The 23,230-nt window shown below is 47.6% G+C and carries 20 protein-coding genes and 2 riboswitches; of the genes, 9 read left to right on the top strand and 11 right to left on the bottom strand.

Annotation, left to right across the window (positions count from 1 at the left end; all coding sequences use genetic code 11):
* Positions 1-80: 80 nt before the first annotated feature.
* Entirely contained in the window at positions 81-1,460 is a 1,380-nt protein-coding gene (gene yegD / locus QL234_RS23475; RefSeq protein WP_281560201.1) for a molecular chaperone, read from the bottom strand.
* A 310-nt stretch (positions 1,461-1,770) separates the two neighbouring features.
* Here yegD and QL234_RS23470 point away from each other — a divergent pair, with 310 nt between their 5' ends.
* The 4 genes from QL234_RS23470 to QL234_RS23455 all read left to right on the top strand — a co-directional run bounded on the left by QL234_RS23470 (position 1,771) and on the right by QL234_RS23455 (position 7,019).
* Positions 1,771-2,523, top strand: coding sequence for a TetR/AcrR family transcriptional regulator (locus QL234_RS23470; RefSeq protein ID WP_281560200.1), 753 nt, complete (start codon positions 1,771-1,773; stop codon positions 2,521-2,523).
* A gap of 151 nt (positions 2,524-2,674) precedes the next feature.
* The gene (locus QL234_RS23465; protein ID WP_281560199.1) at positions 2,675-4,975 is read left to right on the top strand and encodes an MMPL family transporter; all 2,301 of its coding nucleotides are present in this window, start codon (positions 2,675-2,677) and stop codon (positions 4,973-4,975) included.
* An 81-nt stretch (positions 4,976-5,056) separates the two neighbouring features.
* Positions 5,057-5,791: an outer membrane lipoprotein-sorting protein gene (locus tag QL234_RS23460; protein WP_281560296.1), complete on the top strand. Its 735-nt coding sequence runs from the start codon at positions 5,057-5,059 to the stop codon at positions 5,789-5,791.
* Between the two features lies 1 nt (position 5,792).
* Positions 5,793-7,019 (top strand): hypothetical protein, encoded by a 1,227-nt coding sequence (locus QL234_RS23455; RefSeq protein WP_281560198.1) that lies wholly within the window; start codon positions 5,793-5,795, stop codon positions 7,017-7,019.
* A 198-nt stretch (positions 7,020-7,217) separates the two neighbouring features.
* Here the strand turns inward: QL234_RS23455 and QL234_RS23450 are convergent, their stop codons facing one another.
* The 4 genes from QL234_RS23450 to QL234_RS23435 all read right to left on the bottom strand — a co-directional run bounded on the left by QL234_RS23450 (position 7,218) and on the right by QL234_RS23435 (position 10,655).
* On the bottom strand, positions 7,218-8,318 hold the full coding sequence (locus QL234_RS23450) for a hypothetical protein (protein WP_281560197.1): 1,101 nt from the start codon (positions 8,316-8,318) through the stop codon (positions 7,218-7,220).
* An 83-nt stretch (positions 8,319-8,401) separates the two neighbouring features.
* A complete protein-coding gene (locus tag QL234_RS23445) occupies positions 8,402-9,106 on the bottom strand; it encodes a DNA alkylation repair protein (protein ID WP_281560196.1) in 705 nt (234 codons plus the stop codon).
* A gap of 124 nt (positions 9,107-9,230) precedes the next feature.
* A complete protein-coding gene (locus tag QL234_RS23440; protein ID WP_281560195.1) occupies positions 9,231-9,893 on the bottom strand; it encodes a peptidylprolyl isomerase in 663 nt (220 codons plus the stop codon).
* A gap of 120 nt (positions 9,894-10,013) precedes the next feature.
* On the bottom strand, positions 10,014-10,655 hold the full coding sequence (locus QL234_RS23435) for a GyrI-like domain-containing protein (RefSeq protein ID WP_281560194.1): 642 nt from the start codon (positions 10,653-10,655) through the stop codon (positions 10,014-10,016).
* Between the two features lie 160 nt (positions 10,656-10,815).
* Here QL234_RS23435 and QL234_RS23430 point away from each other — a divergent pair, with 160 nt between their 5' ends.
* Together QL234_RS23430 and QL234_RS23425 are read left to right on the top strand one after the other, a co-directional pair.
* Positions 10,816-11,601 (top strand): ribonuclease H family protein, encoded by a 786-nt coding sequence (locus QL234_RS23430; RefSeq protein ID WP_281560193.1) that lies wholly within the window; start codon positions 10,816-10,818, stop codon positions 11,599-11,601.
* 122 nt (positions 11,602-11,723) lie between these two features.
* Positions 11,724-12,776, top strand: coding sequence for a hypothetical protein (locus QL234_RS23425; protein WP_281560192.1), 1,053 nt, complete (start codon positions 11,724-11,726; stop codon positions 12,774-12,776).
* A 52-nt stretch (positions 12,777-12,828) separates the two neighbouring features.
* Here QL234_RS23425 and QL234_RS23420 read toward each other — a convergent pair whose 3' ends face one another.
* The gene (locus QL234_RS23420) at positions 12,829-13,578 is read right to left on the bottom strand and encodes a transporter substrate-binding domain-containing protein (RefSeq protein WP_281560191.1); all 750 of its coding nucleotides are present in this window, start codon (positions 13,576-13,578) and stop codon (positions 12,829-12,831) included.
* Positions 13,579-13,839: 261 nt separating this feature from the next.
* Between QL234_RS23420 and QL234_RS23415 the strand changes: the two genes are divergently transcribed.
* The 3 genes from QL234_RS23415 to QL234_RS23405 all read left to right on the top strand — a co-directional run bounded on the left by QL234_RS23415 (position 13,840) and on the right by QL234_RS23405 (position 17,127).
* Complete coding sequence (locus tag QL234_RS23415; protein ID WP_281560190.1) at positions 13,840-14,166, top strand: hypothetical protein; 327 nt, start codon at positions 13,840-13,842, stop codon at positions 14,164-14,166.
* 404 nt (positions 14,167-14,570) lie between these two features.
* Entirely contained in the window at positions 14,571-15,557 is a 987-nt protein-coding gene (locus QL234_RS23410; protein WP_281560189.1) for a putative sulfate exporter family transporter, read from the top strand.
* A gap of 208 nt (positions 15,558-15,765) precedes the next feature.
* The gene (locus tag QL234_RS23405; RefSeq protein ID WP_281560188.1) at positions 15,766-17,127 is read left to right on the top strand and encodes a hypothetical protein; all 1,362 of its coding nucleotides are present in this window, start codon (positions 15,766-15,768) and stop codon (positions 17,125-17,127) included.
* Between the two features lie 148 nt (positions 17,128-17,275).
* Here the strand turns inward: QL234_RS23405 and QL234_RS23400 are convergent, their stop codons facing one another.
* The 5 genes from QL234_RS23400 to QL234_RS23380 form a co-directional block, all read right to left on the bottom strand.
* Positions 17,276-19,141 carry a TonB-dependent receptor gene (locus QL234_RS23400; RefSeq protein WP_281560187.1) on the bottom strand — a complete coding sequence of 622 codons (1,866 nt, stop codon included), beginning with the start codon at positions 19,139-19,141 and terminating at the stop codon, positions 17,276-17,278.
* A gap of 31 nt (positions 19,142-19,172) precedes the next feature.
* Positions 19,173-19,326: riboswitch (cobalamin riboswitch) on the bottom strand.
* 84 nt (positions 19,327-19,410) lie between these two features.
* Positions 19,411-20,304, bottom strand: a complete 894-nt coding sequence (locus QL234_RS23395) for a cobalamin-binding protein (RefSeq protein WP_281560186.1) — start codon at positions 20,302-20,304, stop codon at positions 19,411-19,413.
* Positions 20,304-20,909, bottom strand: a complete 606-nt coding sequence (gene cobO / locus QL234_RS23390) for a cob(I)yrinic acid a,c-diamide adenosyltransferase (protein WP_281560185.1) — start codon at positions 20,907-20,909, stop codon at positions 20,304-20,306. Before cobO ends, QL234_RS23395 begins: the two co-directional genes overlap by 1 nt.
* 58 nt (positions 20,910-20,967) lie before the next feature.
* Complete coding sequence (locus tag QL234_RS23385; protein WP_281560184.1) at positions 20,968-21,966, bottom strand: iron ABC transporter permease; 999 nt, start codon at positions 21,964-21,966, stop codon at positions 20,968-20,970.
* Positions 21,963-22,784: an ABC transporter ATP-binding protein gene (locus tag QL234_RS23380; protein ID WP_281560183.1), complete on the bottom strand. Its 822-nt coding sequence runs from the start codon at positions 22,782-22,784 to the stop codon at positions 21,963-21,965. The genes QL234_RS23385 and QL234_RS23380 overlap by 4 nt, the downstream gene beginning before the upstream one ends.
* A gap of 158 nt (positions 22,785-22,942) precedes the next feature.
* A riboswitch (cobalamin riboswitch) is annotated at positions 22,943-23,150 on the bottom strand.
* Positions 23,151-23,230: the final 80 nt, after the last annotated feature.

Here is a 23,230-nt window from a genome sequence, read left to right as displayed (position 1 = left end):
CAGCAAGGGTAGTGGCAAAGCGTAAACTTGCTTCCCGATAAGTTGCTAAAGGGAAGCTTTTTGTTAAACAGGCCCAGGCCTTAAGCAAATATTCTTTGGGACCAGCGGGTAAGGCCGGCGGTCACACTGCCAAAATTATCTCCAATAATAAACTGGCTGTCGGGGTATTGGGCTTGTAAATGATCTCTTAGCACCGGGGACTTTGCCGTACCGCCGGTAACAAAAATGGCATCCGGCTGGCAACCGGCCTGTTTTACGGTGTCTTGCATTAACTCATTGATGCTGGTTAATTCCCGTTTGGCGGCGTCGAGCAGCAGTAACCGGCTGACATCAGCTGTTTTATCTCCGCTTGGGTTATTGGCGGGATTATTAAGATAGTCCAGCGCAATTTTACCGCTGTCATTGTCGCTCAGGGCAATTTTTGCCTGCTCGGCACTGTTGACCAGCTGGTAACTGAGTTTTTCCTGGTGTACTTGTATTAAGTGTTCGACCAGCTCGGGTTGCTCGGCGTCACGTTTCAGCTGTTGCAGGAAGCGGCCGTTAGCTCCGCTGTAAAATTCTGTCTGGGCATTGATATTGTTGATGGCCACGGCTTCGCGGTAGCTGTTGACCGGCATAGGCTTGCCACTTTTAAGTAAGCTGTCCATGCCCAGCTGTGGCATAATGCCTTTAAGCGCCAGCTGGATATCAAAATCATTTCCGCCGATACGTTGCCCGCTGTGGCCGAGTAAATGCACACTTCTGTCCAGGCTTGGCATCAGCTGCGGGCCCATCAGTTGCATAGAGCAGTCGGTAGTACCGCCGCCGATATCCACCACTAATACCCGGGTTTCCCGCTCAAGGCTAGCTTCAAACTCAAACCCGGCGGCAATGGGTTCGAACTGGAATTCTATATCCCGGTACCCGACCCGTTTGGCGGCATTGGTGAGTACATCAATTGCCTGTTTATTGCTTTCTTCACCTTTTAATCCCTGGAAATTTACCGGCCGGCCGATCACCACCTGGTGTAACTCCTGCTGCAATGCCTGCTCCGCCAACTGCTTAACATGGGCCATCATCGCCGCGACGATATCTTCGAACAGGGCGATTTGCTGGGGTTTGAGGCCGCTGGCGCCGAGGAAAGATTTAGGGGACTTAATATAATAGCCTTCCGACGGGTCTTCGAGGTAGCGCTCAAGCGCCTGTTTGCCAAAAAACAAATCGCCGGGAATATCATCCAGTGCCAGCTCGCGTAACATGCTCTGGCCTCTTTGTAACTGGAAGCGCCTTAAACCGGAAAATTCTGCTTTAGCACCCGGGCTTAACTGCTGCTGCAACCAGTTAACTATCACTTCCCTGCTGGGGGCATATAGTGAGGAAGGCATATAGGTGCCGTGATCGGCTAATGAGATCAGCTCAGGCTTATCCCCCGACATGATCCCCAGGGCGCAGTTTGAAGTACCGTAATCAAAACCTAACATTTTTCCTCTCCGGTTTGCAAAAAAGCCGCGTAGCATACGGGGAAAAACGCCGATACGCAAGGGCAAGGGGATTTTCGTCAGAAAGAAAAAGACAACTTTAAATGGGGGAAGAAACCACTTAAAAAAGTACTTTTATTAATCAATGTATTAGCCGTGAAGCAAAATTTAATGCGCGGTATAGGGCTGTTTTTTTATGACCTCGTGATTGACATTATTTCCTCATGAATTTATTATCGACGAAACGTCACTGACGAATCGTCATTTAAAATTCGGTAATTAAAACTGACGACAACATGGTAAACGATCCCTTATGGCACCAAAAATATTAGATGAACATAGCTTGCAGGCCCGAGAGCAAGAAATTATTGATGCGGCTATTGCCTTAATTGCCCGCCTCGGGGTGGCTAATGTCACCATGGATAAGGTGGTGGCAGAAGTCTCTTATTCCAAAGGCACAGTGTATAAACACTTTACCGGCAAAGAAGACTTGTTGCTGGCGATAGGTAACCAGGCCATCACTATTATGTCGGATTTATTTTTCCGGGCCTACCGTTATCCCGGCTGCGCCCGCGAACGTATGTTGCTGATCAACTTCTCTTATCTGATCTATGCCATTTTACATCCAGCCCTGTTTCAATCGGCTATTTGTGCAAAAAGCCCGAATGTCTACGAGAAATCGACGGAAAAGCGGGTGCAAGAGCAGGAACAACTGGAAATGAAGCTGATGGGGATTTTTTTTGGCCTGATTGAAGAGGCCATTGCCGACAAGAGTTTTACCTTACCCCCTCATATGGATATGCAACAGATTTGTTTTTCCAACTGGTCGCTGGGATACGGGGTGATCTCTTTGCTGGCGGATGAGCTGGAGTCATGCAGTGGCCGTATGGGGCTTGTGGTGGAGCGGGAGCTGTTCAACCAGCATAACTTATTGCTCGACGGCATGCAGTGGGCGCCGTTGAGTTTTGAAAAAGATTATAAAGCCAGTCTGAAAAAAGCTTTGGAAGAAGTCTTCGGCGAAGAGCTGGCGAGGATAAAAGCCTTGGGGCGTGAACTTAATTTTTAATCACATTTTTCACATGACAAGCGGTACGAGTTAAGATAATATTTTGTACGAAATTCGTACAGGCCTTGCATGTGAAAAACAAAGAATAACGCGGTGTAAAAGCCGTTTTTTTTACAGAGTATAGTGACGATTCGTCACAATGGAGAGGGCAATGAAAGAGAAGTTTTTCAGCTTTGTCGGCAAACATCCTATATGGGTGATTTTAGTTTGTCTGGCATTGGTGGTTACCGCGGCAGGCGGGGCTCAAAAGCTGGTTTTTAAAAATGACTACCGGATATTTTTCGGGGAAGAAAACCCCCAGCTGATGGCATTTGAAACCATGCAAAAAGTTTACAGTAAAAGCGACAGTGTCTCTTTTATTGTTGTACCTAAGGGGGATAGTATTTTTACTGCCGAGCATCTGGCGGCGTTAAAACAGCTGACCAAAGAAAGCTGGCAGGTGCCGTATTCTACCCGGGTAGACTCTGTCACTAACTTTCAGTATACCTTCGCCGAAGAAGACGACATGATCGTCGAAGATTTGGTGATGAATCCGCAAAGGTTAACTCCGGCTAAACTGGCGAAAATCAAGGAGGTTGCCCTGAACGAACCTCTACTGGTCAACAAGATCATTTCTCCCAGCGGCCATGTTTCCGTGGTTAATGTTACCGTACAGCTACCCGGCATAGATCCCATCACAGAAGTGCCGGAAGTGGCAACTTTTGTCCGGGAGATCAAAGCCAAGTTCCTGGCGGATAACCCCGGCACTGAAGTTTATTTGTCCGGTATGGTGATGATGAACAGCGCCTTTGGCGAAGCTTCTCTTAACGATAGTGCGACCCTGATCCCGCTGATGTTTTTAGTGGTGATTATCACTATCGGTTTCTTACTGAGAACGATTACCGGCACCTTTGCCACTATCCTGGTTATCGCCGTAAGTATCGTAACGACCATGGGCCTGGCCGGCTGGTTGGGCTTTTATCTGAGCGGGCCTTCTTCTTCGGCACCGACCATGATCCTGACACTGGCAGTGGCGGACTGTATCCACATTCTTACCTCTATGTTTTACGAGATGCGCCAGGGAGCGGATAAGCGCAGCGCCATTGCCACGAGTTTACGCATTAACCTGCAGCCGATTTTCTTAACCAGTGCCACTACGGCTATCGGCTTTTTAAGCATGAACTTTTCCGATTCACCGCCGTTCCGTGATTTGGGCAACCTGGTAGCCATTGGCGTTATGCTGGCTTTTGTTTTTTCTATGACTATCTTCCCGGCCTTGCTGACGGTGTTGCCGGTGAAAGTGAAACAACAGAAAAATGGCCGCAAAGATAAAATGGCCTCGCTTGCCGACTTAGTGATCAACAAGCGTCGGTTATTACTACCGCTGACCAGCGCCATCATTATTGCCTCAGCGTTTTTTATTCCCAACAATGAATTAAACGACGATTTTGTTAAATACTTTGATGAAAGCGTGCCGTTTCGGGCATCAACCGACTTTATGTCGGACAACCTGTCCGGCATGATGCTGATGGAAGTTTCGGTGCAAACGCAGACTCCAAGCGGTATCAACGATCCTGAATACCTGCAGACGATTTCCGATTTCAGTGACTGGTTGCGTCAGTTGCCGGTAACCGATCATGTTAATACCATTACCGATACCTTAAAACGCTTAAATAAAAACATGCACGCAGACGATCCTACCTGGTATAAGTTACCGGACAGCCAGGAAATGTCGGCGCAATACCTGCTGTTATATGAAATGTCCTTGCCATATGGTCTGGACCTTAATAACCAGCTGGATGTCGATAAGTCTTCTACCCGTATTATTGCCACCTTTAAAAACCTGACCAGCAACGAGCTGGTAACCCTTGAAGGGGAAATTAATGCCTGGTTTGCCGAGCATGCGCCCCAATATAAAATGGATGTTGCCAGCCCGAGCCTGATGTTTGCCCATATCGGTCAGCGTAATATTTTCAGCATGTTGCTGGGTACTACTCTGGCCCTGGTATTGATTTCTGTGCTGCTGGGTATTGCCCTGCGCAGCTGGCGTTACGGCGCGATTAGTTTATTGCCTAACATGATCCCCGCCGCTGTTGGTTTTGGTTTATGGGGGCTTTACGACGGCCAGGTGGGTCTTGGCATGTCTGTGGTGATCGGTATGACCTTAGGTATCGTAGTAGATGATACCGTACATTTCTTAAGTAAGTATTTACATGCCCGTCGCGATAAAAATCTCGACAGTAAAAAAGCCGTGCATTATGCCTTTGATAATGTTGGCCGTGCCTTATGGATCACCACTTTTGTACTGGTGGCCGGGTTTGGCGTACTGGCGCAATCAACTTTTAAAATGAATGCCGATATGGGCTTGTTAACCGCAACGACCATCTTTATAGCCCTTGTTGTTGATTTCTTATTTTTACCGCCGCTGTTGATGGCGATTGATAATTCCAAAGCGAAAAAAGTTCAGGAGTAAATTATGTTGACTCATTCCTTGTTAAAGAAAAATAAAATAGCCGCGGTATTTGCCGCGACAGCCTTAACGCTGCTGAGCAGCATGGCTCAGGCACAAAGCCCGCAAGAGCAGGGCCTGGCGATTTCTAAAGAATCTAAAGAGCGGGATCTCGGCTGGAGTGACAGCACCGCAGATATGTTGATGTTGCTGCGTAATAAGCAGGGACAGGAAAGCGTGCGGGAAATTAAGATGAGAAGCATGGAAGTGGCCAACGACGGCGATAAGAGTCTGACCATTTTTAATAAACCCCGGGATGTTAAAGGCACGGCGTTTTTAAGTTTCTCCCACCCGGTGGAAGCGGATGACCAATGGTTATACCTGCCGGCATTAAAGCGGGTCAAACGTATTTCTTCCCGTAACAAGTCCGGTCCTTTTATGGGCTCTGAATTTGCTTTTGAAGATTTAAGCTCTTTTGAAATTGAAAAATACACCTACAAGTATTTAGGGGATGAAATGGCCAACGGCCTGGACAGCTTCAAGGTTGAGCAATTCCCGGTGGATGAAAATTCAGGTTATACCCGCCGTATCGTCTGGATCGATAAAAAAGACTATCTGATACAAAAGATTGATTTTTATGATCGCAAAAATTCCCTGTTAAAAACCTTGACCTACAAGGGCTATCAGCAGTACCTGAACAAGCACTGGCGCGCCCAGAGCATGGAAATGGTCAATCACCAAAATGGTAAAAGTACTGAGTTGAAATGGGATAACTATGCCTTTAAAACCGGTTTAACCGACGGTGACTTTAATAAAAACTCTTTAAAACGGGTGCGTTAATATGGCGGCTAAATGGCTGACGGCCACAGCGGTATCACTCACTCTGGCGGCAAGCACTAACGTGCTTGCCGAGGAATTTGAGCTTAGCGGTAAGGTGGGGATGGATGCCCGTTATTTTCTTGAGGACAGTCAATATAGCGGGCAATTTGACAACAGCCAGTTTTCGGTATTTGTCGAGCCGGAATTTTACTGGAGTTGGAACAATGGTGACGACAGTCTGACCTTTAAGCCCTATTACCGGTTAGATAACCAGGATGATGAACGCAGCCACGGTGATATCAGGGAGTTCTCTTATATTCATGCCGGCGATGACTGGGAGCTTAGGGCCGGGATCCGCAAAGAATTCTGGGGGGTGACTGAATTCCAGCACCTGGTGGATGTTATCAACCAGAGTGACAGCATTGAAGATGTTGACGGTGAAGACAAGCTTGGCCAGCTGATGGTCAACTTATCCCTGGTGGAAGACTGGGGCATAGTAGATCTTTATCTGTTGCCGGGCTTTCGTGAGCGTACTTTCGCCTCAGAAGACGGACGTTTACGCGGCCCTGTGGTGATAAATGGTGACGATGCCGAATATGAATCCTCTGCCGGGCAGCAGCACCTTGATTTTGCCGTGCGCTGGAGCCATACCCTGGGGAATTTTGATATCGGCAGCTACTGGTTTCACGGTACCAATCGTGAGCCAGTGTTCATCTTATCTCAAGGTCAGAGCGGGGAAGGCGGCCAAACCGAGCTGACTCCCTATTACCAGCAAATGGATCAGCTGGGGCTGGATGTCCAGGCCACCATAGAAGACTGGTTATGGAAGTTTGAAAGTATTTACCGTCATACCGAAACCGATAATTTCTGGGCTGCCCAGGCGGGTTTTGAATATACCTATGTCGGGGTGATGGATACTGTGGCTGATGTCGGCTTATTGCTGGAATACGGTTGGGATTCTCGCGGTGAAGCCGACTTAAGGTCGACCGGTGCGGCAATGCAAAATGATTTGTTTATCGGCAGCCGACTTGCCTTTAATGATGTTCAAAGCAGTGAGATCCTTTTTGGTATGGGGGCTGATCTTGAACATAATGCGGTGAGTTTTGTTATGGAAGCCACCCGGCGTTTTGGTGAAGATTATAAGGTGAATCTGGATATACGTTTATATCAGAGCAACGACCCCTTTGATGCCCTTTACAGCATAAAGGATGACGACCACTTGCAGCTGACGGTGGAGCGTTATTTTTAGGGAGTTTTAGCTGTTAAATTGATTTCCTGGTAAGGAGCCTGTGTCTTAGGGACTCAGGCTCCTTTTTTATACATGGAGGTATTTATCCTGCGCTTTTCTTTTTATAAAGAGCAGGATGAACAGGAGCAGGGTTTATACATGGAGGTATGTATCCTGCGCTTTCCTTTTTATAAAGAGAAGGATGAACAGGAGCAGGCTTTATATACGTACATCTACCTGGTGCACGCCATAACCTCGGCCGTTTTCACCGATGGCAAAACTCGAACGTCTCATTTGTGCCTCTACTTGATCATTCTCATCATAAAAGCTGTAGGGAGTGTCGATGGCTGACAGGTTTATTGCCGCAATTCCGGCATCTTCCAGAGATAACCAGCGCTGTTGTGCCCCCGGCTCAGCTTCTCCTTCGCTCTCTCCTTTGGGTTGCCATAAATACAATTGGTCAAAATGTTCATCGTCTTGGTCGATAAAACCGTTTTGGTTGCTGTCAAAGGCAGCCAATTCATGAAAACCGTTGCCGCTGGCAGGACCAAAGAGTTCGCTGCCGTCATCGGCGCGGCCATTGGCATTTTGATCAAAGACCAGGTAACCGACATCACCGGAAAATATCGGTAGCTTATCCAGGGTATTATCGCTATTGATATCAAATGCCTGACCGCCTTCGATATGTCCCAGGCTTTGGTTGCCGAACTGTACCAGCAGGGGATCTTGCAGATTACCTGCCCGGGTAGCAAAACGGCGGTAACGTGTGCTTTCACTGCTGATGTTAAATTCATAACTCAGGGATATTTGCTTGTCATCAAGCTGGAATTGTCCCTGCATTTGGTAGCTTAAACTTTGCTCCCGGGTAAACCACTCTTCAACCTGCACCTGTTCCCCAGCCCTGAAGACTTGATTGTCCACCATCACAAAGTCAGCACCGCTATTGGCGGCATTAATTGCCTGATCCGGGTTCAGGGCATTGCCTTGCCCGGAATCCGGTGGGGAGGCGAAATCAAAAAGGTACTCTTCCAGATCCAGTTCTTTACCAAAATAGGCGGCCAGAATAAGCTTGATCGACTCCAGGCGAGGACTGAGTGGCCGGGCATAAATGGTTTCTGCTGAGGGGGGCGGGCTGGTGCTGTTGATGGCAACGGGTAACTCGTCAGATATCGTCTGGGGTTGACCGGGGCTTTCGCTTTCTTCCTGAGTTGGCCGCGGTGTTGCCGCTGTTTGTGGCCCGGTTCTGCTCAGGGTACGGCCACTGGTTTGGGTGTGCTGATACTGCTGCTGTTGGGATACTGCAAGCGTATGGATAGCCATGATGGACTCCTGTTGATATGGCTTGTTATCGGCAGTAGTGGCTAAAAGCTGAGTAAAATTTCATCCTTTATTTGTGCTTTAGCTCAAACAAGGCCATGCAAATATTTATCTCGCTGTTCTTTGGGAAATTTTTCAATGCTATACCTGAGCATGGTCCTGGACATTTTTTGGTAATGTTGTTGTAAAAACTTTTGTTCCAGGGGCAGGTCTCGTTTGCCCAGCTCTCTGAGCATCCAGCCTACGGCTTTGTGGATCAGGTCGTGATCGTCACTCAGTAGTATCTCGGCGATGGCCAGGGTCGGCTGATATTGTTGGTATTTGATAAAGTGCAAGGTGGCAATGATGGCGATCCTGCGCTCCCACAACACTTGCGAATGCGCCAGTTGTGTTAGCGGTGTTTTATCCCGGTTTAGCAGGTAACCGCCGACAATGACATGGGCGGAGGTATCCACCAGATCCCAGTTATTAATATGTTGGGTATTGCTCAGATAAAGCTGGTAAATGGCTTCGCGCTCAGCTTCGTTTGCCCGTTTGAAGCGGTAAACCAGCAGCAATAAGGCAAACAGCCTGATTTCGTGGTAAGGGGAGGATAATACCTGTTCAGCCGTCTTAAGGGGGACTTTCTTAAAGTGTTTTACCTGCTGGCGCAGCACAGGAACCCGGATGCCGAGAAATTTATCGCCATAACCGTATTCCCCCTTGGCGGTTTTAAAAAAGCGCTGCGAGTGTGCGGCGATATCGGGGTTGGCCAGTTTTGTTAAGTGTTCGCTTATGCTCTGGTAGCTCATGAGTGGATCTTCCCGTTGTTGAGCTTTTTTCGATGAGAGGCGAGCTGATGAGCTTCATACGTTGAAAAAAGAGCCTGTTGTTATAACGCCAGGATAACAGCAGGCTCACGTTTATTTTTATTGTTTACAGTACCCGGATACTGGCCTTGTTGATCATTAACGGCTCGGTAGGTTTACCGCGGCGGCTGCCTAATTTTTCCAGCTTTGCCAGGGTGGTGTCTAAGCCTTCGATCACTTCACCAAAAATGGTGTGCTTGCCGTCAAGGAAAGGTGTCGGTTTAAAGGTGATGAAAAACTGGCTGCCGTCGGTACCCGGTCCGGCGTTGGCCATGCTTAAAATGCCCGGCTTGTCGTGGGAAACGGTATCGGAGAATTCGCCGTCGTATTTATAACCCGGGTTACCGCGGCCATTGCCTAAAGGATCGCCCCCTTGCGCCATAAATCCGGGGATCACTCGGTGAAAGGTCAAGCCGTCGTAAAAACCCAGCTGGGTTAAATAGATGGTGCTGCTGACATGCATAGGCGCCACTTCGGGGTTGAGTTTAATGGATAACTTGCCCTGGTTGGTTTCCAGATCCCAGATGTAACTTTTGCCCTGGGTGAACTCCATCATTTCCGGCTGCTTTAGCTTGGTTTTCCAGTCATCCTGGCTTTTATCGATTTGTTGGCTGGCGATAAAGTTATCGGCTTTTTTAAGCGCCTGATCTTTATCACTACATGCCCCCAGGTTGACCAGCAGCAGGGCCGCTGTGCTCCAGACAAGAAGTTTTTTGCTGATACTCGGCATTGTCATTTCCTATTTTGCAATGAGATTCTTTTTATGGGCATACTTTATTATCTTTACCATTGAATAAACAAGTAAATTACCTGTTCAACGGTGAAATTATTTTTCCTTTGTTGCGCTTTATCATAACCGGGCGGTGATGCTGCCTGTGCTGAGGTGGTGTTTCTTTTCCTGTGCGGCCGCCTTGATGATCCCCAATTGCAGTTCAACATGGATGTTACCGTCAGCTTCACTGGATAACAGCAACATGCGGCTTTCCCCGTTGAGATTGAGCTGTTGCTCCCGGCTAAACCGGTATAACTGCTGCCATTGCTGCTCCAGCTGTACCGCCTTGCCGGTAAAGGTCAATGAAGCGCAATCAAAGGCCTTGGCTTTGCGGTATTTATAAGGAGGCAGGCGCTTGGTTCTTTTCGATACCGGGAAGCCGATATCGGCGGTTATCTGCTGTTTGCTTTGTTGTTCACCTGAGCGGTAACTCAGTATTAACGGGCCATCGATTTTAGCATTGGAGCGTTTGGCCAGTTTGACACTCATGTCCATGGCCTTGGTTTTAATTTTATCCGCCAGCTGGTGTTTTTCTGTCTCGATCCGGGTGTAGAAAAAGTGGAAGGGCTGTACGGATTTTATTGAAATGTTATTGGCGCTGTTACCTGGTAATACACCTGTGCTGCCGGCCATGGCCTGTGCCGATAAAACCAATATACACAAGCCGGTAAAAATGCCGCTTGAAAAGCGGTTGTTGAATTGCCTGATGACCTTTTGCATATAATCCCTCCCTTGATTCATTCATCTTGATTACCATAACAAATATTACTAAATGGTAAAGCCTGATTTGGGTGATTATTGCCGTGGGGGATGATTTTTCTTGGTTAGTGCATCAAAGCCCTTTATCATCCGCTTATTCAAGCCAAGATCAGAAAAAATAATGAGTAAGAAATTTTACGTTGTCTGGAAAGGAGCCAAAACCGGGATTTTTACTTCCTGGGGAGAGACCAAAGCTTTAATTGATGGTCGCTCAGACGCCCAATACATGGGGTTTCCTTCTTTAGCCGAAGCCGAAGCCGCATTTGCCCAATCTTATACCAAGGCCTTGATGAAAAGATCCCTGGCAAAAGGTAAGGCATCGGGGGCAGGAAATGGCAAAAAAGAAGCGCAGGGACCCGGCTATCAAGGTCAGAGCCAAAGCAAATCGGCGCAGGTACAAATTTATTGCGATGGCGCCTGTTCGCCTAATCCGGGCAAGTCAGGCACAGGGCTTGCGATTTATGAGAACTCGGTATTAACACAGCTGAGATACGGGTTATACCATCCGATGGGCACCAATAATACCGCAGAGCTGGGCGGTATCCTGGAGTCGATGTTATTGGCGCAAGCTTATATTGAGCAAGGAAAAACGGTAGAGATATTATCCGATTCCAAATATTCCATCGATTGCATCACCAAATGGGCCAAAGGCTGGCAAGCGAAAGGCTGGACCCGGGGCAAGGGAGAGGAAATTAAAAACCTGGAGATAATCCAGCGCAGTTTTGCCCTGTATGAACAACTGAAATCTCAGCTCTTTATCAGCCATGTAAAAGGACATGCCAATATCGAAGGCAATGAACTGGCCGATCGCATGGCGGTATATGCAAGAATGAAACAGGAAACCGCTTTGGTGGTTTATCAGGATGCCCTGGATATTCCTGCCATTCTGGCGATGCCATCCGGTTAAGGCTTAATTGCCCGTTTTCATGTTATTTAGCCCCTGATATATTTTGTGATAATAGCGGCAAATTAACGCTGAAAGAAATGACAGACGGTAACTGTCTGTCATTTTTTATTATGGTGCTCTGGATGTTGAATTTACGGAATAAATTGATAAACACTGTGCTGATATTAGCAATAGGGCTGTTTTCGCCTGTTGTTGCAGCTTTGCTGCCGGTAACCGGGCACTTACCCATCAGTAAACTGTCATTAACCGCTTTTGAACGCTGTTTCCCCGAAGATTCTGCATTTCGCCGGCATGATGAGATTAAAAAAAGGATTTTACGCGCTAATGTCGCAATGGATGAAGGTCGCTCTGCATTAAGTCGGGAAGATAAAGAGATAGCGGGAGAGAGGGGCTATTTTACCTTACTAAATCGCATTGATAACTGGCACTTTTATAACCCCAATAAAAAACAACCGAAAAAAACGCAACAGGGACTAATACATAAGTCTTATGACAGGTTGTGGCTTGAAGCTCTCGAATACTTTATCAATCATAAAAAGTGGGAAAATAAAGTGCTGTTTTTGGGTGCCCTGATGCATTTATTAGAAGATACCGGCGTACCGGCCCATGTTGTGCCTGTTTATCATGGCCCGACTATCGTTGAAATCATGGGGGATTTCGAAAAATATACCGATTATATGCAAGAGAAAAACTATGTTAGCGGTAAGGGCCTGACCGAGATGATTAAGGATGAGATCGACCTGATCCCGCCGGATGAAGCAAGGTTGAGGGCATATGTTAACTCAGGCTTTAGCCGCGAATGTCATCAGATTAAGCAAAGCCAAGTCATGACCCCGCAGCAAATCCGTGATGATCTGGCTGAAGTGACTTTGGCCGGGCTAAATCGCGAGATTGCAGGCTGCAAAGGCAAACGCTGGAATATTTTTTGGGATAACCCCGTGAGAAATGAAGCGGGAGAGGCGTTAGAAGATGATTATTTCCGTGCTTATAATACCGATGATGATTTTCCTTTATTCAATCATCATGGCTTAATTAAAAACACTAAGGGTGAAGTCGTCTGTACCATGGGGGAAGCCGATGCCCGTTATCAGGAGTTTGTTTATGAACTGCATAAGCAAATGATCAAAAGTGATGTCCGGTTACTTCGATGGGCGTCGAGTCAATTTTCGCAATAATAACCGGTGAAATGATAAAAGAAGCTGCAGTGCCGGCTGTTTTGTCATTGTATTATTGATATTTGTTATAAATCGCCTTTATTTCTCCCTGGCGTACCATTACCCCGAGGGCATCATTTAACTGTGGTAGCAGGTAGGCCTTATTTGGGTGGAGCCTCATTTTCACTTCCACCTGGTTAATTACCCCGCCGACTTCAAATTCCCGGTATTGCGGATGATGTTTCTGATGATAGTAATAGCTTTGTGCGCCTATGAAGATGTATTTTACCCTGTCTGCCTGTAATAATTTCAGCAGATGTTGTTCTGACAAGCCATCGACCCGCTTGATTGCGCCTGAGCTAAATGCGTCTTCATATTTGGGGTAGGCATAACTGCGGATCACACCTATGGTTTTTCCGGTGAGATCTGCCGGGGTTGAAAATGCCAGGCGGTTTTGCTTTTTAAAGACCAGAAGATCGGTGGAGCTTGCATAAGCAATGCTATACAAGGCTTTTACCGGGCTGGATTGGCGCCAGAGTTCGTTGATGCCCGGTTCTATATCCACACGGCCTAAATCAAATTCTTTTACCGCCCGGGGCGGAGTGTAGGCGTGCATGGTAAAGGTGTGCTCGGTCAGTGCAGATAAGCGGGAAAAAATGTCGATATGAATGCCGCCAAACTTACCGTTTTGTCTGATGGTGTACGGGGGATTAGCCTCGGAAAGTAAGATGACCTTTATTGTTTCTCCATGGACTTTAGCGTGGTGGAATAAAGTGCTCACCAGGGCGAGGCTGAACAGAATATTGCTTAGGTAAGGCTTCATAATAAGCTAAAGTTAATTTTTACCTTATTATAGTAAAAGGGCATCGGGTTTGTTTACACATCAATCAAAGCGTTAGAAACTGGTTATTTATCATGTTCTTTGTCTGATAAAGAGCGGGTGCTGTTTTTTGTTTCTGCCGGGAAAAGATAAAGCAGGCTTAAACTTCATTTTGGCAGCTATACAAGCCATGCCATCAAAAGCCCGTTCCTGTTCTATACTAAGAGGGTCGTAAATCTGCGATGTAGTTTAGGTAGTAGTTGTATGAACAAGCCACTTCAAATAGAGCAGTTTGAATGGAGTCAGAGTCAACCGATTAGTCAGCAATTACCGTACACCTTTACTAACGGATTAGTGTTTAATGGCCTTAACGGACAGTGTGGCAATTGTGGGCAGCTTATCCGGCCTGATGATATACATGGGTCTATTTCTACCTTGTCGGCAGAACGTTGCCTGATGGTAGCTAAGGGCTATTGTTATTATTGCGATACCCTGACATGTTTTAATTTCATCATAGATCAGGAGGGGCAAGCCCAGGTTGTGGATATCGAAAAATCCACCGCAGCACACAATTGCACTAAGCCCAATTAATATCCGGGCAGGTTTTTTGTCTTAATTACAATCATCATAATCAAAAACGGCGTGGGTAAGCTCCCACGCCTTTTTTTATACATGGAGGTATTTATCCTGTGAGTATATGGATATGCAGGAGCAGGGTTTATACATGGAGGTATTTATCCTGCGAGCATATGGATATGCAGGAGCAGGGTTTATACATGGACGTATTTCAGCCTGTTCTACCGGTGGAGAGGGCAATGCATCCTGAAAGTAATCCTGTGTGCATATGGAGATGCAGGAGCAGGGGTTATACATGTGTCTCGTCCTGAGATAAGTTGCACTTTAGCTTGTGTTTAATCTCTTGTTAAAACTGCATTTCCCCGTGATACACTAAGCCTATTTCATGTTAGCCAAATCATTTGCCGGTAACTGTCACTATGTTAGCTTTTGTTAAATCCCATTATGCCGGGATCTTTGTCTGCGCCATTACTGCCATTGCCGCCAATGCCCTGGCGCACCGTTACCAGGCACCTGTGATGTTATTTGCCCTTTTGCTTGGTTTGGCGCTGCATTTTTTATATGACTCTAAAAGACACCAGGTAGGTATAGACTTTTGCAGTAAAGCCGTTTTACGTTTTGCCGTGGCCTTGCTGGGAGTACGCATCGCCTTTGCCGACATTGTTTCACTGGGGGTGATGCCGCCGCTGATCGTTATTGGCAGTATGCTGGTCACTATTTTTTTTGGTGTTTTCCTGGCACGTTTGCTGGGGTTGCCTAAAGTATTCGGGGTACTTTCCGGCGGGGCGGTGGCGGTATGCGGGGTTTCTGCGGCCGCGGCCATTTCCACTGTCTTGCCGAAAAAAGCCCATCAGGAGAAATTTTTTGCCCTGACGGTGATCAGCATTACCGCGTTAGGCACCCTGGCCATGTTGACCTATCCGCTGGTGACTGACTTTCTTGGGCTCAGCGATGAACAGGCGGGGGTTTTTATCGGCGGCGCCATTCATGATGTTGCCCAGGTGGTCGGGGCGGGTTATTCCGTTTCCACCGAAACCGGGGATATTGCCACTTACATCAAGTTGCTGCGGGTGGCCTTGCTTTTGCCGATTGTGGTGATGATATTTTTTGCTTTTAAAGAGAAAAGTTCGCGTTTAAGTGGCGGTGTCAGCAGCTTTATTCCGGGGTTTTTAATCGCGTTTTTTATGCTGGCGCTGGTGAATAATTTAGGTTTTATTCCCGCGCCCCTGGTGGAAATTATCAAAAGCATTTCCGGCGGCGCCCTGGTGGTGGCTATGGTGGCGATAGGCGTGAAAACCTCGTTAAAACAGGTGGTATCCGTGGGCTGGAAGCCGGTCTTTTTGATGACTATGGAAACTGTCTTTTTTGCCCTGTTGATATTGGCGGGTATTTTCTTTATCGGCTGATCTTAGTGGATAACTTGTCTTAGCGACTTGCTGACAAGTGTAAAAAATGTAGTTAAATGTAACTGCCGGGTATACTTATGTATAGCTTAAAAATTATTTTGTAATCAAAGTGTTACCCTGCCTGTTTTACCGCTTGTTTCACTTTTCATCTTCTGGTTTCCGGTCTTATAATCTTTGTCATCAAGTTATTTCCCGTGCAAAGAAACCTATGATCAATAACCGATACTTACTTGCTTTTTCATTACTGTCCCTGCTTCCCGGCTGCGGCAGTTCAGACTCGGATGAAGATAAAACCCCGGTTGAACCGGTGGAACAAACCTTCACCCTGACCTCACTTATCACCAATAAATGCGGTAAGGAGTCAGCCTTTACCCAGGTGGAATTGTTATTACAGGATGATAACTGGCAATTGCTGGAAAAATATTTACCGAATGAAAATGGGGTGATCAGTTTCAGTACCACATCGGCCAATATTAATTACACCCTGGTGGCGAAAAATCAGCAGGGAGATCAACAGCAGGGGTTGGATATTGTCAGTTTTTACCAGGCAGACAGTTCAGTGGCGGCAAAATATTACGGCCGTTATGATCAACAGCTGGATAACAGCAGTTGTGAGTGTGTGACCCAGGATGTGGAGTTAAGGCACAGGTCGTTCACTACCCGGGGTTTAGTAGCCAGTTCATTGCCCTATGCCGGCTTTGAGGAAGTGGACGAGCAAACCACTTTATACCGGGATGTTGAAGCCTGCCGTATCATTGGTGAAACCTGGCCGGTGCAGTCATTTATGGTGCTGGGCACAGATAATGCCGGGGATGCCATAGGCGCCGCGGATATCCATGATAATTTCGATGGCAACGACGACTTGTTGTGGGAGTTTTCTGCGGTGGAGGTTGCCGATGAAATCGCGCTGGAAAATGATCAGCAGTTGATGTTCTCGGCGCAAATTATCCAGGGCAACAAACATTTTCCGCTTACGGTTGCACAAGGCGACAGTAGTTTGATTTTATTCAACAGCCATTTGTATAGCAGCGAAGCGGACTATATCAGTCAGACCAACCGTGTGTACCAGTTAAAAGATACCTTCTTCGGTACCACCTTAACCGAGGCCAGCCATCAAAAAATCTCCAGTGATTATGCCCAGTCGTTTGAAGTGGAAGTCTCGGAGAATAAGCCTGATGTTGATGATGAAAACTTTTCCGAACTGGGCAGTGACGGCAGTTACGATTACAGCGGGGCGGGCAATTATCCGCTGGCGGTGATCACTTATACCTATTCCGCTTACGATGCCGATATCGGTTTATTCCCGGTCAAATGGACCAGTTATGGCCCGGATGAGGGCGTTTTGCCAAGTTCGGTGCCTTTGTCCGGATATGAAGATATTATCAATGACGATACCGATGTCCAGCTCACCGATATTGAACTTATCCGCAGCATGAGCAGTTCCGACTACCAGGATTATATCCGTTACTATCAGCAGGCAAAGCAGCAGGAAGTTGAGAGTAAAAACGTGGATAGCAGTGATTTTGTCAGTGATCTGAAAAAGTTACATTTGCAGATTAACCTTAATTAGGGGAGGAAATTAAAGGAGGAAACCTGAACAGGCATCAAGTGTATTTCATAGCAACAAAAAGCCCGCATCGCGGGCTTTTTGTTTTAATCCCCTAAGTTTTTCGGCTTTGAGATTAATGTTTGAACTGTAAAAAAGCAGTTCGTAATCATTACTGGCGATAATTCAAGGTCAGTAAATATTGCGCCGGTTGACCGACATAATGATTATTGGTGACATAATCCCGGTCGAACAGGTTATTGGCTTTTAACGTTAACTTCCACTGGCTGTTAAAGCTATAGGCGGCGCTGAGGTTGACCAGGGTATGGCTGGGCAATTCTGTTGTGCTTGGCCATTCGCTGTCTTCACGTTTCCCTTGATAATTGACGCTGGCAAGCAGATTCAGGTTATCAAAATCCCGGCTGATTTGATAACGGGCGGTATGTTTTGCCCTGCGGATCAATGGCTTGTTAGTGCCGTCATTAACCGCATCCAGATAGCCCAGCTGCAGGGATTGCGAGAAACCGAACAAATCCGCTGTTAAATTTAACTCGGCCCCTTTGATGGTGGCCTTATGAATGTTTAACGGGTTGTATTTAAAGTTTTCATCCGGCACCCATTCGATCAAGTCATCTATTTTGGTTTTATAGACACTCAGTTCGGTTTGGATATCGGCAACACTGGTTTTAAGTAAAATTTCGGCGCTGTTGGAGGTTTCCGCTTTTAATTCGGGGTTGCCGTAAGAAAAGGCATCTTCCGGGTAGTAGAGGTCGTTAAAGCTCGGCTCTTTAAAACCCCGGCCTAAATTGATGCTGATCAGTGACTGGTCGCCAAAGCGTAACCCGGCGCTGGCATTGTAGGTAAACTTATTGTCTATGCCTTCAATATCATCGTAACGCAGTGCGCCGTCAAGCAGGATAGTCTCTTCATCGTAGGCGATATGGCCGTATAGCGCTTTTTTATCACGCTCGGTTTTATCGTATCCCGGCTGATTGTTTGCTCTTTTTTTGGTATCGACTTCTTCCCGGGTTAAATCCACTCCTACACTGGTGGTTAATGCCTGAGAAACCTGATAGCTGCCAAGCCAGTTTGCCTGCAGACGTTTGGTTTCAAAAAAGCTGCCGTCTTTTTTGTTGCCGCCTTCAATAAAATCGATGGATTCATCAATTTGCTGGCCCCAGGAGAATTGCTGATACCAGAGTCCGGTGTCCTGGATGGCGGTTAAATGCCATTGTTTGGTCTCTAGTTCGCTTTTATTGTTGCCGCCAAAGGCGCTGTCATAATCGCTTTGTCCCTGGTTATATTTTGCCAGCCAGTTTACCCGCCACTGTGGGTTGATGTTCTGGGTGCCGATGATGGAAATATCTTCTCTGTGATAGCCGTCATCATCCGGCTCTGCGTTGTCCAGGACATCATAACCTTCCGCCGATTTGGCTGATAAGGTGATGGTGGTTTTGCCGTCGCCATGGGCAAAAGCACTGCTTAAGCTGCCTTGCTGCTGGGACTGGTTGCCGACAGATAAATCAAGGGCCAGTTCACCGGCATTTAACTGGCGGGTAAAAATCTGGATCACGCCGCCGATGGCATCAGAGCCCCACAGGGATGCCCTCGGGCCTTTGATAATTTCGACTCTTTCTATCTGGTCTGTTGAAATGTTGGCAAATTCTACCAAACCTAAGGTGGCAGAGCCGATACGTTGTCCGTCGATGATCACTAAGGTATGGCCGGCGTTGGTGCCCCGGCTGAAGATGCCGGTTGTCTGGGCAATACCGCCGTTTTGGGATAATTGAAAGCCGTTGACATCGTTGATCAGTTCGGCGATGGAAAGCGCCGGAGATAAATCTATCTCTTCCCGGGTGATGATTTTGACACTGCTTAAGATATCGGCGCTGTTTTGCTGGATACGGCTTGCCGTGACCACCAGGGTTTCATCCACCGAAATGCCGCTCTTGGCTGAACCGCTTTCGGCTGGTGCTGCTACTGCAAGCGTTGATGTTAATGCGCTGGCAACGCTTAATGCAAGTATGTTTTTTTTCATATTTTCCTCAATGAAGCACCCACCGTGCTTGATGTGATTAACAATACCAGGCCGGTCTCCGGACTTATCACTTTGCCGGTAAAGCAAAGTGAATTACCGTTGCGGGGGCAGTACAGGATTCATACCCGGGGTATAACACCTGTTTCCCGTTTCACTGCGGCCAAGCCGGCTGATTCGAAAAATGAGCCTGTGTCCTGGCAGCAGCACCTGATATCAGATTGATGCCCGGGCAGCTATTCCCGGGCGCTTAAAGTCGTTCGTTTTCCTGTTTATATGCCGGATAAATAAGACTGGCGTACCTTGTCGATATCCAGGCACAGCTTATCCAGAGCCAGCAAACTGCGGCGCGTCATGCGGTGCAGGGCGTCGGCATCCGGGGTGATAATATTGTTTTCACTCACCGCCTGTATTGTCGGCCAGTCGCGCCAGTTAAAGCCTTCTTTGTCTTTTTGGTTGACCGACAGCGGCTGGATGATGAGTTGTATCGGAGTTTTTAATACCTGCTCGATATTGACCTGGGGATACGGGCTGCTCACCTGTTCAAACGGGTTCTCGGCGCGGCAGATATTCAGGTGTTGCTGCGGCCAGCTGCCCCTGGCGATAGTGGTGAGTGGCCTTGACCATAATTCATAAAAGGCGGTGATGGTTTGTTTATCGCGGTAACGGTCTTTAATATCGTCAAGCTGCTTAAGAAATGCATCTGCTACTTGCCGTCCCTGCTCGCTGTGGCCGGATAAATCGGCGAACTGGCGCAGCTCTTTGGCAATATCGCGAAAGGTTTTCGGCTCGGAGTAAACCACCTTAAAGCCGAGCTGGCTTAACCTGGCTAAATCATCGCTGGGGTTGCCGCTTTTCCAGGCAATGATTAAGTCGGGCTGCAGGGCGATCACTTTTTCCAGTTGCAGCCGGATATAGTTGCCTATGCTGGGGATATTTTTCGCCTGCTCGGGATAGTCGGCAAAATCTGTGGTGGCGATGATTTGTTTGCCTGCACCGACATCATAAAGCATCTCAACAATATGGGGGGAGAGGGCGATAATTTTTGGTAATGGTTTGCTTTCTGTCTCCTGTGGCTTGGCGGCTAGGGAAAGACTCGTCAACAACACAGTTGCCAGGGTTATCATCAGGGAAACTTTTACGGTGACAGCTTTGAACAAGATCATTACCAGTCAATTCCTTTTTGTGCTTTTACCCCGGCATCAAAGGCGTGCTTAACCGAGCGTACTTCGCTGACGGTATCGGCAAGATCGATCAGTGCCCGGTGACAGGCGCGACCGGTGACGACCACATGCTGCATTTTCGGGCGGTTGCGGATAGCCTCGACAACCTCATCCAGATCCAGGTATTTATAGGTGAGCATATAGGTAAGTTCATCCAGTAATACCAGGTCGATATGGGGATCGCTGAGTAAACGTTTACTTTCCTGCCATACCTTGCTGGCTGCAGCTATGTCGCTGGTTTTGTCCTGGGTATTCCAGGTAAAACCTGTGCCCATGACATGAAATTCTACCCCGGCATTGGCCAGCAATTCCCGCTCGCCGCAGGCCCAGCTGCCTTTGATATATTGCACTACCGCGGCATTTAAACCATGGCCGACCGCGCGGGCAACCGTACCGAAACCTGAGGTCGACTTGCCCTTGCCGTTGCCTGTGATCACGATAAACAAGCCTTTTTCCTGCTGGGCGCTGTCGATTTTCGCATCCACTTTTTCCTTGGTGCGCTGCATCCTTTGCTGGTGCTGAAGTTCTTTATCGTTTGAGGTAGCCATAACGTTTTCCTGCTGTTGTTTCTTCAATAACCTTGCTAATAACTATGGGTCATTTTTGCTAATTTTTTCGGGTCCGATACATGATCAATAAAAAGAAAATACTGCCGGTAGCGGAGGTAATGATGCCGATGGGAATTTCGGCATTTTCCAGTGCGGTGCGGGCAATAACATCGACCCAGAGGATAAAGGTACCGCCGATAAGCATTGAACCTAAAATCAAGGGGATAGTGGTGACGCCGAGTATCTGCCTGACAATATGGGGGATCATTAAACCGACAAAACCTATGCCGCCGCAGTAGGCGACGATAGTGGCGGTTAAGGCCGCACACAGGGCCAGCATTATCAACCTGAGTTTATCGGCATTGACACCTAAGCTGGCGGCGCTTTCATCGCCGAGCAACAGGGCATCGATATGGCGGTGAAAGGCGAGAATGACCATCAGGGCAAACACCAAAACCGAACTTATCACATAAAAATTTGCCAGCTCGACCCGGGCCAGGCTGCCCATTAACCAGAATAATACCCGGTTGGTGGCAAAGGGCTCCCCCAGATAAAGCAAAAACTGGCTGATGGCAGCGAGCATAAAAGAAACCGCGACCCCCGCCAGTAAAAGCTGCTCCATGCGCTGCAGGGCCTTGGCGATTAGCACCACTATCACTACGGCAAATAAAGCGCCGAGAAATGCCGCCAGCGGCAGTGCCAGGGTCAGCATGTTCGCCAGGGTGATGCTGGCGATAGTAGCGCCCAGGCCTGCACCTGAGACTATGCCGAACAGGTAAGGGTCTGCCAGTGGATTGCGGGTGGTATTTTGTAAAATAGCCCCGGCTATCGCCAGGCCCATACCGGCAACTAAACCCACCAGGATGCGGGGCACCCGAACCTGGTAGAGCACCATATCGATTACTGGTGTCGGACAGGAGGCGGTGAAGCAGGTAAGGAGTTGCTGCGCCCTGATATTAACCGGACCAAAGGTGAGGGCGCCGCCGATACTGCTCAGGCATAATAATGCCAGTAAGCATAATTTTATCGGTAAGCGGTGCAATTGGGCCTGACTCATTGGCTTGCTTCTCCTGCATCCCTTGCATTACTTGCATAAGTGTTGTGTTCGGGCAGGTGAAAATAAACCCGGGTTTTTCCGGTAACAGGATCTAACTCCTGCTGACAGTTAAGGCGGAAGACCTGTGTTAATCGCGAGCTGCTCAACACTTTTTCGGGGGCGCCATCGGCAATAACCTGCCCTTGGTCGAGCAAGAGTAAACGGCGGCAATATTGTGCGGCCAGGTTTAAATCATGTACCGTCATCACCACAGTGATTTTTAAGCTTTTTACCAAGTTTAAAATCTGGTGCTGATAATAGACATCCAGATGATTGGTGGGTTCATCCAAAATCAAGACCTCGGCCCTTTGCACTAAGGCCCGTGCGATCAATACCCGCTGCTGCTCACCGCCGGATAAGGTATTGAAGGCATCATGGATTTTATCCGCTAAGCCGACTTTTTCCAGCGCCAGTTCAATTTGGTGTTTATCAAAATCATTATCCAGGCTAAAAAGGGTTTTATGGGGCAATAAACCCATGCGTACGATATCGGATACCGAAAGGTTAAATACCGGGGCCGCTTTTTGTGCCACCAAGGCAAAGGATTTCGCCAGTTCCCGCGGAGCATAGCTGCTGATATTTTTGCCTTTAAAGTTTACCGAGCCGGTAAAGTCTTTTTGCTGGTTGAGCAGACAATTGAGCAAACTGGTTTTACCGGCACCGTTGGGGCCGATAATGCCCAATACCTCACCTTTCGCCACTGTCAGTGAGATATCTTTGAGGATGCGTTTATCGCCGACTGCCCAGCTAAGCCTGTCCAGGCTAATAAGGGCCGGCATTAATCTGTACCTGCCGATATTGTGCGGTTAATTGTCTGGCTTAACATCTTTTGCCCCGGCCTTGAATTTAATGTTTTAAGCTAGCAGGTGCAGGAAGAGAGTACAAATAGCACTGAAAAGTCAATGAATTGTCACTCAAGGTGTAGGCCCGCACCTTTAGTTCATAAGTGTTCAATGGCAGGTTTCCTGGCTTTAGGGATAACCCGATAATACCCTTCCCGGCTTTTGCCAGTGGTTTGTATTATCAGCCCTGTTTACAGTTGCGGGTACAGCCGTGGATTAATGTTTAAAAGTCAACACTTTAAGACAAGCACCACGTTCCCTATTAAGTTTGCTTTATGCGGCTTCATTTTTGAAAGAGAAAAAGCGAAGCCTAAAGAAAACACCATCTTAGGGCGGCAGTGTACTGGTTATTTTTATCACTGGCAAGCTTTAGCGGTTTAGAT

It is taken from the genome of Thalassomonas sp. RHCl1, assembly GCF_947387555.1.
Taxonomy (GTDB): domain Bacteria; phylum Pseudomonadota; class Gammaproteobacteria; order Enterobacterales; family Alteromonadaceae; genus Thalassomonas.
Note: the sequence above shows the minus strand (reverse complement) of the source record. Positions and strands in the feature narration are given on the sequence as shown.

Coding starts and splice junctions, on each gene's coding strand:
- QL234_RS23450 (WP_281560197.1), bottom strand. CDS start 8,318: ATGGCTATCCATACGCTTGCAGTATCCCAACAGCAGCAGTATCAGCAC.
- QL234_RS23420 (WP_281560191.1), bottom strand. CDS start 13,578: ATGAAGCCTTACCTAAGCAATATTCTGTTCAGCCTCGCCCTGGTGAGC.
- cobO (WP_281560185.1), bottom strand. CDS start 20,909: ATGGCTACCTCAAACGATAAAGAACTTCAGCACCAGCAAAGGATGCAG.
- QL234_RS23380 (WP_281560183.1), bottom strand. CDS start 22,784: ATGCCGGCCCTTATTAGCCTGGACAGGCTTAGCTGGGCAGTCGGCGAT.
- yegD (WP_281560201.1), bottom strand. CDS start 1,460: ATGTTAGGTTTTGATTACGGTACTTCAAACTGCGCCCTGGGGATCATG.
- QL234_RS23435 (WP_281560194.1), bottom strand. CDS start 10,655: ATGCAAAAGGTCATCAGGCAATTCAACAACCGCTTTTCAAGCGGCATT.
- QL234_RS23400 (WP_281560187.1), bottom strand. CDS start 19,141: ATGAAAAAAAACATACTTGCATTAAGCGTTGCCAGCGCATTAACATCA.
- QL234_RS23425 (WP_281560192.1), top strand. CDS start 11,724: ATGTTGAATTTACGGAATAAATTGATAAACACTGTGCTGATATTAGCA.
- QL234_RS23460 (WP_281560296.1), top strand. CDS start 5,057: ATGGCTCAGGCACAAAGCCCGCAAGAGCAGGGCCTGGCGATTTCTAAA.
- QL234_RS23415 (WP_281560190.1), top strand. CDS start 13,840: ATGAACAAGCCACTTCAAATAGAGCAGTTTGAATGGAGTCAGAGTCAA.
- QL234_RS23405 (WP_281560188.1), top strand. CDS start 15,766: ATGATCAATAACCGATACTTACTTGCTTTTTCATTACTGTCCCTGCTT.
- QL234_RS23470 (WP_281560200.1), top strand. CDS start 1,771: ATGGCACCAAAAATATTAGATGAACATAGCTTGCAGGCCCGAGAGCAA.
- QL234_RS23395 (WP_281560186.1), bottom strand. CDS start 20,304: ATGATCTTGTTCAAAGCTGTCACCGTAAAAGTTTCCCTGATGATAACC.
- QL234_RS23440 (WP_281560195.1), bottom strand. CDS start 9,893: ATGCCGAGTATCAGCAAAAAACTTCTTGTCTGGAGCACAGCGGCCCTG.
- QL234_RS23455 (WP_281560198.1), top strand. CDS start 5,793: ATGGCGGCTAAATGGCTGACGGCCACAGCGGTATCACTCACTCTGGCG.
- QL234_RS23410 (WP_281560189.1), top strand. CDS start 14,571: ATGTTAGCTTTTGTTAAATCCCATTATGCCGGGATCTTTGTCTGCGCC.
- QL234_RS23430 (WP_281560193.1), top strand. CDS start 10,816: ATGAGTAAGAAATTTTACGTTGTCTGGAAAGGAGCCAAAACCGGGATT.
- QL234_RS23445 (WP_281560196.1), bottom strand. CDS start 9,106: ATGAGCTACCAGAGCATAAGCGAACACTTAACAAAACTGGCCAACCCC.
- QL234_RS23465 (WP_281560199.1), top strand. CDS start 2,675: ATGAAAGAGAAGTTTTTCAGCTTTGTCGGCAAACATCCTATATGGGTG.
- QL234_RS23385 (WP_281560184.1), bottom strand. CDS start 21,966: ATGAGTCAGGCCCAATTGCACCGCTTACCGATAAAATTATGCTTACTG.